This window comes from Nocardioides sp. Z40_12, from assembly GCF_058215795.1.
The window spans coordinates 21,581-29,989 of record NZ_JBZAJA010000014.1 but is presented as its reverse complement, the minus strand read 5'-3'; the positions used below and the strand labels follow the sequence as shown (position 1 = coordinate 29,989).

The following is an 8,409-nucleotide window of genomic DNA, read 5'->3' as shown; positions in this document are numbered from 1 at the left end:
CCCGGAAGTTAAGCCTTTCAGCGCCGATGGTACTGCAACCGAGAGGTTGTGGGAGAGTAGGACGCCGCCGGACATACTTTGAGAAGAGGGACCGCCTTAGGGCGGTCCCTCTTCGTCATTTCACGGCCTTTGCCTAGCGTGGGGCCTGCTCGACGATGGTCGGGCTGAGCTCAACGAGCAGGGGTGTCGCGGACGGCCCTCATGTACACGCCGATGGTGGGCTTGGGCTGGAACGAGGTGGCCTTCTCAGGCAGCAGCCGTCCCTCGAGTGAGGCGCGTTCCACCTCCGCGTAGCTCGGGGCGGGCAGGAGCACCGCCACGCCCGTCGACGTCCTGATCTCGGTCTCCGCCTCCTCCACGGTGTGCCGGTAGGAGGTGGTCAGCCGACCGGTGTTGCGCACCCGCGGGAGCAACGTGCCGTGGAGGTGTTCCACGGCCGTCTCCGCGTGGCTGCCGGGCCTGACGGTGAGCCAGGTCGTCGAGTCGGTCATCACCCAGGTCTGCGGTGAGAGCGAGGCGATCGCGGCTTCCCGGTGGGCATGTGCCACCTCCCCGCCGGTGGCCCGCACGGCCCGGGCGACGTCGTCGAGACGGACGCCGTGGAGAACCCGGTGGATGGCACCGAGGTGCAGGGGAGTGTCGGCCTGGTCGACGACCATCGCGAGTCCGCGGTCCCACGGGGTGCCGGAACGACGTTCCTGGAGTCGGAGGTAGGCCGCGTAGCGATGGTGGCCGTCCGCGATGAGCAGCGGGTTCTCGACGAGTCCAGCGGTCAGCTCCGCTTGGTGATCAGGGTCGGTGATCCGCCACTGACGGTGCTGCTGGCCCGCGTGGTCGACGTAGTCGCGGTCGGCCGGTGTCTGGGAGACCGCGTCGAGGGCCCGCCGGTTCGCGGGACTCCCGCGGTGGACCAGCAGGATCGGAGCCGGGTTGAGGGCCAGCTCGGCCATGCGCTCGGCAAGCTCGTCCGCCTGTTCGGGGTGGATGGCCTCGTGCGGCAGGATCGCGCGATCCTCGGGACGAGAGGCTCGGGTCGAAAGATCGAGCGCTCCGACGAGGCCTCGCACAGTCACCCCCATCACGGTGTACTCGTGCAGGTGGAGCGCGCGCACGTCGTCCCTGGTGAGTCGCCCGCTCTGCTCCCAGGTGGTGAGGCGGCGCGCGGCCTGTCGGTAGGGTCGGGACATCGGGCGCAGGTTACCCAGCTCTCCGCCGTGATCGGGGGCGAGCTGCAACGCGCGGAACGGGTGCAGGAGTGCCGGGCGACGCGGGGAGAGCGGTACCTCGAAACCTCGCGCCACCTCTTCAGCCGTCATCGTGACAATCCTAGGCGTCGACACCTGGGACCGAGAGGAAGGACACCGGAGGAGCCATGCTGCGTCATTGTCCGGACCCCCTGACCGCACAGCACGACCTGGTCATGTTCGACCTGGACGGCGTGGTCTACATCGGCGACGAGCCGGTGCCCGGCGTCGCCGACGACCTGGCCCGGCTCCGGGACCTGGGGGTGGGTGTCGCGTTCATCACCAACAACGCCTCGCGGACCCCGGAGGAGGTCGTCGCGCGGCTGGGCGGCATGGGGATCCCGGCCGGCGCGGGCGACGTGGTGACCTCCGCTCAAGCGGCGGCCGCGGTGCTGGTCGACCGCTACGGGCCCGGGGCCCGCATCCTGGTGCTCGGGGGTGAGGGTCTGCGGCAGGCGCTGTCCGCGGTCGGGCTCGAGCCCGTGGCGACCTTCGATCCGTCGGTGGTCGCGCTGGCCACCGGCTACGGACCCGACGTGCTGTGGCGCGACGTCATGCGGGCGGCGGTGGCGGTGCGGGACGGCCTGCCCTGGGTGGCCAGCAACACCGACCTGACGATTCCCACCCCCTACGGTCCGGCGCCGGGGCACGGGGTCCTGGTGCGCACCATCTCCGAGTTCGCCGGCGCCGTGCCCGAGGTCGCCGGCAAGCCGTCCGCGCCGCTGCTGGAGGAGACCGTGCGCCGGATCGGGGGGAACGCGCCCCTGATGGTGGGGGACCGGCTCGACACCGACATCTCGGGGGCCACCGCGCTCGGCCTGGACTCGCTGCTGGTGCTGACGGGCGTCAGCGGTCTTGCCGAGCTTGTCGCGGCACCACCCGACCAGCGTCCGTCCTACCTGTCGCCGGCGCTGGCCGGTCTCTTCGAGGCCCACCCCGCGCCGGCTCCTGATGGTCGTGGGGGCTGGACCTGCGGTGGGTGGACGGCGCGGCCCGAGGCGGGGCGCCTGGCGGTCGCCGGCGCCGGCTCGGCGGGGGACTGGTGGCGGGCGGTCGCCACGGCGGGCTGGGCGCACCTGGACAGCGCCGGGACCGTGGCCGAGACCAGCGGGTTGCGTCCCCCGGCTGACGAGTCCGCCCGGCTGGGTCGGCGGAGGTGACCGGTAGCCTCAGCGGCATGGATCACGAAGCCGTCGACGAGCCCCGCCACGGCACAGGCGAGGGCAGCGAGGTGCCCGGGCGCCGGGCCGCCACCGAGCGCGTCGGCGTCCCGGCGGTGGACGCGGTGCTCGAGGAGATCGAGTCGGTCAACGACCTGCCGGTCGCCGAGCAGGTGGCTGTCTTCGAGCGCGCGCACGAGCGGCTGCGGCGTGCCCTGGACCCCGGCAGTCCTGCCACCCCCGCGTCGGGCTCCGTCCCGGTCGCGGAGAGCTGAGCCGCCGCCGTGGCACCGCGCCGCCTCAGACTCGACCAGGAGCTGGTGCGCCGGGGCCTGGCCCGGTCCCGGGAGCACGCGAGCGCGCTGGTCGCCGAGCGCCGGGTCAAGGTGGCGGGGGTGGTGGCGACCAAGCCGGCCACCGGCGTCACCACCGACGTGGCCCTCGTCGTGGTGGAGGACGCGAGCCGGCCGGAGTTCGCGTCCCGCGGGGGACACAAGCTGGCGGGAGCGCTGGACGCCTTCGCCGCCCAGGGTCTGGACGTGGCGGGCAAACGCTGCCTGGATGCCGGTGCCTCCACCGGCGGGTTCACCGACGTCCTGCTGAGGGCCGGGGCGCGTGAGGTCCTCGCGGTCGACGTCGGCTACGGCCAGCTGGTCTGGCGTCTGCGCCAGGACGACCGGGTGGTGGTCCACGACCGCACCAACATCCGCGACCTCACCCCGGAGGTCGTGGGAGAGCCCGTCGACCTCGTCGTGGGCGACCTCTCCTTCATCTCCCTCGTGCTCGTCCTGGACGCCCTGCTGTCGGTCACCGCGCCCTCGGGCGCCCTGGCGCTGATGGTGAAGCCCCAGTTCGAGGTCGGCAAGGACCGCGTCGGCAAGGGCGGGGTGGTGCGTGACCCCGCGCTCCGAGCCGAGGCCGTCCAGAAGGTCGCCGACGCCGCAGCGGAGCGGGGGTGGGGGGCCGCGGCCGTCTGCACCAGTCCGTTGCCCGGGCCCTCGGGCAACGTGGAGTTCTTCCTGCTGCTCCGCCAGGGGCCGCCCGCCATCGACCACGACGCCATCAGGGCCGAGGTCGAGCGCGCGAGCTCGTTGTCCCCTCCGGATGAGAAGGTGTGAGCGTGACCGACCCCCAGGCCTCCGTGCGCCGCGTCCTCCTGCTGGCCCACACCGGCCGTGAGGAGGCCAGGAAGGTGGCGCGCGCCTTCGTGGACGCCCTGACCGGCCACGACATGGTGGTGCGTCTGCTGCGGGCCGAGGCCGACGCCCTCGGGATCGACCCTGCCTCCCGAGAGCCGGTCGTCGAGGTGGTGGACGAGGGCGGGAACCCGGGTCTCGACTGCGAGGTCGCCCTCGTCGTGGGTGGCGACGGCACGCTCCTGCGCGCCGTCGAGCTGACCCACCTCAGCGGGACGCCCCTGCTCGGCGTCAACCTCGGGCACGTCGGCTTCCTCGCCGAGGCCGAGGTCGACGACATCGAGTCGGTGATCGACGCCGTCGTGCACCGGCGCTACACCCTGGAGGAGCGGCTGACCCTGGAGGTGAGCATCTTCCAGGACAAGGAGCTCGTCGCCAGCACCTTCGCGCTCAACGAGGCCAGCGTCGAGAAGGCGGCCCGGGAGCGGATGCTGGAGGTGGTGGTCGAGATCGACGGACGACCCCTCTCCCGGTGGGGCTGCGACGGCGTCGTCTGCGCCACCCCGACGGGCTCCACCGCCTACAACTTCAGCGCCGGCGGTCCCGTGGTCTGGCCCGGTGTCGAGGCGCTGCTGATGGTCCCGATCAGCGCCCACGCGCTCTTCGCCCGGCCGATGGTGGTGGCTCCCACCTCGGTGCTGGCCGTCGAGGTGCTCGCCGGCACCGAAGGCGCCGGCGTGCTGTGGTGCGACGGGCGCCGGACCGTCGACCTCGCCCCCGGGGCCCGGATCGAGGTCCGGAAGGGTGCGCACCCGGTGCGGCTCGTCCGGCTGCAGGAGGCGCCCTTCACCGACCGGTTGGTGGCCAAGTTCGGTCTCTCCGTCGAAGGGTGGCGGGGCGCGGCCGAGCGTCGTCGTCCGCCGATCGCGGAGGTCGCCGAGACGGCAGGGAAGGGCGGAGCCGATGCTTGAGGAGATCCGGATCCGCTCCCTGGGCGTGATCGAGTCATCGACCCTGGAGCTCGGCCCCGGCCTGACCGTGATCACCGGGGAGACGGGCGCCGGCAAGACGATGGTCGTCACCGCGCTGGGGCTGCTGCTCGGCGGCCGGGCCGACTCCGGTGCGGTGCGCAAGGGATCGAGCGCGGCCCGGGTCGAGGGGGTCGTCGACGCGCGTCGGCTGGAGTCGTTCAGCGCCGAGGTCCTGGACGCCGGTGGTGAGGTCGAGGAGGGTCGGGTGGTGCTGGCCCGCAACATCTCGGCCGAAGGCAGGTCGCGGGCCTGGATCGGCGGGGCCGGAGTGCCCGCCTCCAAGCTGGCCGCGGTCGCGGAGCCGCTGGTGGCGGTCCACGGCCAGTCCGACCAGCACCGGCTGCTGCGCCCCGCCGCCCAGCGGCTGGCCCTCGACCGCTTCGGGGGCGAGGAGGTCGCGCGGCTCCTGGCCGCCTACCAGAGCCTGCACGTTCGGCTCACCGAGGTAGAGACGCGCCTGCACGAGGTGGTCTCCTCGGCCCGGGAGCGGGCACGTGAGGCCGACCAGCTCCGGTTCGCCCTCCAGGAGATCGAGGCCGTCTCCCCGGAGCCGGGTGAGGACGCGGCGCTCGCCGCGGAGGAGTCGAGGCTCGGCTTCGCCGACACCCTGCGCACGGCCGCCGAGGTGGCGCGCGAGGCGCTCTCCAGCGACCAGGACGCGCCGGACGCGCTGGGGCGGGCCTCCAGCGCGCGCTCCGCTCTGGAAGGGGTGCGTGAGCACGACCCCGAGGCCGGTCAGCTGGCGGAGCGTCTGGGGGAGCTGACCTACCTCCTCTCCGACCTCGCGGCCGACGTCGCCTCCTACGCCAGTCGGCTGGAGACCGACCCGTTGCGGCTCGCCGCGGTGAGCGAGCGGAGAGCGGCCCTGGTGGCCCTCACCCGCAAGTACGGCGAGACGATCGACGAGGTCCTCGAGTGGTCCGGCCGGGCCGCGTTGCGCCTTGTGGACCTCGAGGACACCGACGACACCATCGCCGCACTCCGGGCCCAGCAGGCCGACCTCAGGGCCCGGCTCGCCGCCGCTGCCGGGGAGCTGTCGGCGGCAAGGCAGGAGGCCGCGGTGCGCTTGGGGCGCGAGGTGACCGACGAGCTGACGCTGCTGGCGATGCCGCACGCCACCCTCGAGGTCGTGGTCTCCCAGCAGGAGGTGCCGGCCGACCTGCCCGTGGTCACCGAGGGCGAGCACGGTGCCCCCGCGACGGGCGCCCCGCTGGAGGTGGGCGGTCGGCGGGTGCGCTTCACCGCCACCGGGATCGACGACGTGGAGCTCCTGCTGGCGGCCAACGCCGGGATGAGTCCCCGTCCTCTCGACAAGGGCGCATCGGGCGGTGAGCTCTCCCGCGTGATGCTGGCCGTGGAGGTCGCGCTGGCGGGCACCACGCAGGTACCGACCTTCGTCTTCGACGAGGTCGACGCCGGGGTGGGTGGCCGGGCCGCCATCGAGATCGGTCGTCGGCTCGCCCGGCTGGCCCAGGACTCGCAGGTCCTGGTGGTGACCCACCTGCCGCAGGTCGCCGCCTTCGCCGACCGGCACATCGTGGTCGCCAAGGCCAGCGACGGCTCGGTGACGACCTCCGGACTGACCTCGCTCACCCCCGAGGAGCGGGAGCGCGAGCTGTCCCGGATGCTCGCCGGCGTGGACGACTCCGACACCGCTCTGGCGCACGCGCGCGAGCTGCTGGAGGCTGCCCGCCCGACGACGCGCTGACGAGGACACGGTCCCCATCTGGGGCCCTCCGGCCTGACAGCATGGGCGGGTCATGAAGTTCGCCACCAAGAACCGTCCTGCCCCCTCCCTGCCGGGAGTGGAGGGCACCGCGCGCGCCGACCGGCGCACCCGCGGACTCCTCGCCCGCCTCAAGACCGGCGACGTCGCCGTCCTCGACCACGTCGACCTCGACCGGGCCACCGCCCAGGCCCTCGTCGACGCCGGAGTCGTGGCCGTGCTCAACGCGTCCGCGATGATCTCGGGACGCTACCCCAACCTGGGCCCCAGCGTGCTCGCCGCGGCCGGCGTCCCGATGGTCGACCTGCTCGGCCCCGCGCTGCTGACCCAGGTGAAGGACGGAGCGACCCTGCGGGTGCTCGACGGGGAGGTGCAGGTCGGCCAGGGCGTCGTGCTGGCCGGTCGTTCGCTCGACCAGGAGACGATCACCGCCCAGCTCGAGGACGCCCGACGCGGGCTCGCCCACCAGCTCGACAGCTTCACCCACAACAGCAGCGAGTTCCTCCGGCGCGAGCAGGACCTCCTCCTGCACGGGCAGGGGGTGCCGAGGCTCACCACCAGCTTCGCCGACCGCCCGGTGGTCGTGGTGGCCCCCGGTGAGGACCACGAGGCGGAGCTGCGCCTGGTCCGCGGTTTCATCAGGGAGCAGCGCCCGGTGCTGCTCGGTGTCGACTCCGGGGTGGAGGCCATCGTCTCCCAGGGGCTGCGGCCCGACGTGGTCGTGCTCTCCGACGCCCGCGACGAAGGTCCCTCGGTCAAGGCGCTGCGGGCCGCCACCGACGTGGTGGTCCGCGTCGACCGGGGTGCCGCGGCGTCGGTGACCGACCGGTTCTCCATGCTGGGGCTCAGGCCGCTGCGCTTCGAGTCGACCGCCACCGCCGAGGACGCCGCGCTGGTGCTGGCCGACGCCGGGCACGCGTCGGTGATCGTCGGCGTCGGCATGCACGCCACCCTGGCCGACTTCCTGGACCGCCAGCGCTCCGGCATCGCGAGCACCTTCCTCACCCGTCTCAAGGTGGGGCCGCGTCTCGTGGACGCCACGGCCGTGCCCACCCTCTACTCCGGCCGGGTCCGGCCGCGCCACCTCGTCGCCGTGCTCGTCGCCGGGCTCCTGGCGCTCTCCGCGGCGGTGGGGACCACCCCCGTCGGCCAGGAGTGGGGGGACGCCCTGGCCGGCCAGACCATCGACCTCGTCGACTACCTGCAGGGAAAGCTCTCGTGATCTCCTTCCGTACCCACCTCGTCACGCTCGTCTCCGTCTTCCTGGCCCTGGCCGTGGGGGTCGTCCTCGGTGGCGGTCCGCTCAGCGAGGTCGGGCGGGGCGACGGGGGCGGCGAGGACGTCTCGCAGCTGCGCACCGTCGCCGCGGAGGACGCCCGGCGGGCCGACGCCGCGGACCGCTTCGCCGCCGAGGCCGCCGCCCCCCTCTACGCCGCGCGTCTGGCCGAGCGCCAGGTGGCCGTGGTGACGCTGCCGGGGGCGTCCGAGGAGGTGACCACCGCGCTGACCGAGCAGGTGGCCCTGGCGGGTGGAGCCGTCAGCGTGGTGCAGCCCCTGTCGGAGTCGCTGCTCAACCCGACGGAGAAGTCGCTCGTCGACACCCTGGGCACCCAGCTTGCCGCCCAGCTGCCCGCCGGCACCGTGGCGGAGGACGCCACGACGTACGACCGGATCGGGCGTCTGCTGGGGCTCACGCTCGCCTCCGCGGTCGCCGAGGGGGAGAACGTCAACGGTCCGTCCGGCGCCGTCCTGGAGAGTCTCCTCGGTGCCGACCTGATCCCCGAGGCGCCCGCGCGGCAGCGCCGGGCCCCCCTCGTCCTGGTCGTCCTCGGTGACGAGGTCGACGGCGAGGGCGGGGACGCGTTGCTCGCCGGCCTGCTCACCGGGCTCTCGGCCTCGGCAGTGGGGGTCGTGGTCGCCGAGGAAGGCACCGAGGACGCCCAGCTCGCGCGGCTGCGTGCCGAGGACTCCCTGGCCGCGCTCACCACGGTCGACGGGGTCGGCGCCACCACCGGACAGGTGGCCGCGACGATGGGTCTCATCCGCGCTCTCAGCACCAAGGGTGGCGCTTTCGGTGCGTCGGGTGCGGACGGAGCGATCCCACTCGGGTAG

General features: G+C 73.6%; 8 protein-coding genes and 1 rRNA gene. 8 read left to right on the top strand and 1 reads right to left on the bottom strand.

Features of this window, described 5'->3' with window-relative positions; all coding sequences use genetic code 11:
• Window positions 1–73, top strand: a 5S ribosomal RNA gene (rrf, locus tag AC4BG9_RS18535); the annotation flags it as partial.
• 97 nt (window positions 74–170) lie between these two features.
• Here rrf and AC4BG9_RS18530 read toward each other — a convergent pair.
• Entirely contained in the window at window positions 171–1,187 is a 1,017-nt protein-coding gene (locus tag AC4BG9_RS18530; RefSeq protein ID WP_490572603.1) for a DUF1015 family protein, read from the bottom strand.
• Between the two features lie 185 nt (window positions 1,188–1,372).
• On the opposite strand from AC4BG9_RS18530, the gene AC4BG9_RS18525 reads away from it, so the two are divergent.
• The 7 genes from AC4BG9_RS18525 to AC4BG9_RS18495 are packed head-to-tail and all read left to right on the top strand — an operon-like array spanning window position 1,373 to window position 8,409.
• Window positions 1,373–2,404, top strand: coding sequence for an HAD-IIA family hydrolase (locus AC4BG9_RS18525; RefSeq protein ID WP_490572602.1), 1,032 nt, complete (start codon window positions 1,373–1,375; stop codon window positions 2,402–2,404).
• 17 nt (window positions 2,405–2,421) lie between these two features.
• On the top strand, window positions 2,422–2,679 hold the full coding sequence (locus tag AC4BG9_RS18520) for a hypothetical protein (protein ID WP_490572601.1): 258 nt from the start codon (window positions 2,422–2,424) through the stop codon (window positions 2,677–2,679).
• A 9-nt stretch (window positions 2,680–2,688) separates the two neighbouring features.
• Window positions 2,689–3,522 carry a TlyA family RNA methyltransferase gene (locus AC4BG9_RS18515; protein ID WP_490572600.1) on the top strand — a complete coding sequence of 278 codons (834 nt, stop codon included), beginning with the start codon at window positions 2,689–2,691 and terminating at the stop codon, window positions 3,520–3,522.
• A 2-nt stretch (window positions 3,523–3,524) separates the two neighbouring features.
• Window positions 3,525–4,511 carry an NAD kinase gene (locus AC4BG9_RS18510; protein WP_490572599.1) on the top strand — a complete coding sequence of 329 codons (987 nt, stop codon included), beginning with the start codon at window positions 3,525–3,527 and terminating at the stop codon, window positions 4,509–4,511.
• Window positions 4,504–6,279 (top strand): DNA repair protein RecN, encoded by a 1,776-nt coding sequence (gene recN / locus AC4BG9_RS18505; protein ID WP_490572598.1) that lies wholly within the window; start codon window positions 4,504–4,506, stop codon window positions 6,277–6,279. Before AC4BG9_RS18510 ends, recN begins: the two co-directional genes overlap by 8 nt.
• A 52-nt stretch (window positions 6,280–6,331) precedes the next feature.
• Window positions 6,332–7,519 (top strand): putative cytokinetic ring protein SteA, encoded by a 1,188-nt coding sequence (gene steA, locus AC4BG9_RS18500; RefSeq protein WP_490572597.1) that lies wholly within the window; start codon window positions 6,332–6,334, stop codon window positions 7,517–7,519.
• Entirely contained in the window at window positions 7,516–8,409 is an 894-nt protein-coding gene (locus AC4BG9_RS18495; protein ID WP_490572596.1) for a copper transporter, read from the top strand. The genes steA and AC4BG9_RS18495 overlap by 4 nt, the downstream gene beginning before the upstream one ends.

Bases quoted from the DNA above. Each gene is read 5' to 3' on its own strand.
- AC4BG9_RS18530 (WP_490572603.1), bottom strand. From the start codon at position 1,187: ATGTCCCGACCCTACCGACAGGCCGCGCGCCGCCTCACCACCTGGGAG.
- AC4BG9_RS18525 (WP_490572602.1), top strand. From the start codon at position 1,373: ATGCTGCGTCATTGTCCGGACCCCCTGACCGCACAGCACGACCTGGTC.
- AC4BG9_RS18520 (WP_490572601.1), top strand. From the start codon at position 2,422: ATGGATCACGAAGCCGTCGACGAGCCCCGCCACGGCACAGGCGAGGGC.
- recN (WP_490572598.1), top strand. From the start codon at position 4,504: ATGCTTGAGGAGATCCGGATCCGCTCCCTGGGCGTGATCGAGTCATCG.
- steA (WP_490572597.1), top strand. From the start codon at position 6,332: ATGAAGTTCGCCACCAAGAACCGTCCTGCCCCCTCCCTGCCGGGAGTG.